This is a genomic window from Streptomyces sp. S6 (assembly GCF_054880855.1).
Genome location: NZ_JBTYMC010000639.1, coordinates 1 through 1,394 on the forward strand (window position 1 = coordinate 1; position 1,394 = coordinate 1,394).

At 73.7% G+C, this 1,394-nt stretch carries 3 protein-coding genes and 1 riboswitch; of the genes, 1 reads left to right on the forward strand and 2 read right to left on the reverse strand.

Features of this window, described 5'->3' with window-relative positions; all coding sequences use genetic code 11:
- Together ACVNF4_RS36020 and ACVNF4_RS36025 are read right to left on the reverse strand one after the other, a co-directional pair.
- Positions 1-653 (reverse strand): NAD(P)/FAD-dependent oxidoreductase (locus ACVNF4_RS36020; RefSeq protein WP_461807033.1); only part of this gene is annotated, 653 nt, incomplete at its 3' end.
- A 32-nt stretch (positions 654-685) separates the two neighbouring features.
- Positions 686-1,039 carry a hypothetical protein gene (locus ACVNF4_RS36025; RefSeq protein ID WP_461807034.1) on the reverse strand — a complete coding sequence of 118 codons (354 nt, stop codon included), beginning with the start codon at positions 1,037-1,039 and terminating at the stop codon, positions 686-688.
- 54 nt (positions 1,040-1,093) lie between these two features.
- Positions 1,094-1,206: riboswitch (TPP riboswitch) on the forward strand.
- Between ACVNF4_RS36025 and ACVNF4_RS36030 the strand changes: the two genes are divergently transcribed.
- Positions 1,204-1,394, forward strand: a 191-nt coding sequence (locus ACVNF4_RS36030) for an FAD-dependent oxidoreductase (RefSeq protein WP_461807035.1), incomplete at its 3' end; no start/stop codon positions are given. It overlaps the preceding riboswitch by 3 nt.

The window sequence follows — 1,394 nt, forward strand, 5'->3', positions numbered from 1 at the left end:
GCGCCGGGTTCGACGGCCCGCACGCGCGCGTGGGTGCGCAATTCGACGCCGAGGTCGGCGTACCAGGCGGTCATGGGCGCGGCGACCTCGGGCGGCAGGGCACCCGCGAGGGGCCGGTCGGCGGCCTCGACGACGGTGACCGTACAGCCCGCCTCGCGCGCGGCGGTGGCGAACTCCGCGCCGATCCAGCCGGCGCCGACGACCACGACGTCGTGCCGGCCGGCGAGGACGGGCCGCAGGCGTTCCGCGTCGTCGAGGGTGCGCAGGAGGTGGACGCCGGGGACACCCTCGGTGCCGGGCAGGAGGATCGGTTCGGCGCCGGTGGCGAGGACGAGGGCGTCGTAGGGCAGGGGGCCGGCGTCCGTGTCGAGGACGTGCTCCCCGGGGTGGACCGCGAGGGCCTCGCGGCCGAGGAGGAGGTCGATGCCGAGGGCGGTGAAGTCGATGTCGAAGGCCGAGCCGTCGGTCTTGCCGAGGAGGACGGCCTTGGAGAGCGGCGGGCGGTCGTAGGGCTGGTGGGGTTCCGCGCCGATGACGGTGACCGTGCCGGTGAAGCCCTGTTCGCGCAGGGCCACCGCCGTCTGCACCCCGGCCATGCCCGCGCCGACGACGACCACGCGCGGGGTGCCTGCTTCCTGCGTCTGCTCGCTCACTCGATCACCTTAGACACGTGACGGCGGGTCAGTCAGGGGGCGGTTTCGGTGACCTGCTCCACAACGCTCGTGCCGGTGCCTTCCCCGGACTCCCACTCCCACGTCTCGTCGAGGCGCAGGCGGCCGTCCGGGAGGGTGACGACGGCCGAGGCGCAGTGGCCGGAGGCGGTCGTCCCGTCGGTGCGCAGCTGGACGTACCGGAAGTCGATCCGGTCGCCCGCGCGCGTGCCGACGAGGTGGCCGCGGACGATGTCGCCGCCCGCGTAGTCGGCCCAGATCACGCCGTCGGCCTCGTGGTACGTGAAGCGGGTGCCGGTGCCCACCTGGCCGGGGGCCTGGTCGGAGACGGGGGCGAAGACGAGGCCGTCCAGGGTCGCGGGCGTCAACTGAGGCTCCCTTTACGAGGTGAGGGGGGTGCGGGCTAGGGTGGGTGACCAACGTAAAGCACTCGCGGGAGCCTGGACGCACCGGGCTGAGAGGGAGGCTGGCCGGCCTCCGACCGTACGAACCTGATCCGGGTCATGCCGGCGAAGGGAGGGGCTGGACGCCCATGCCGTCTACGCGTCCGTGTGACGTCCTCGTGGTCGGGGGCGGGATCATCGGCCTGGTCACCGCCTGGCGGGCCGCACAGCGCGGTCTGCGGGCCGCCGTGCTGGACTCGAACGTGAGGTGGCTGAACACGTCGAACGCCGTCAGCTCGTTCAGCAGCAGCCAGCCCCGGTCCCGCAGCGCGGCCTTCGC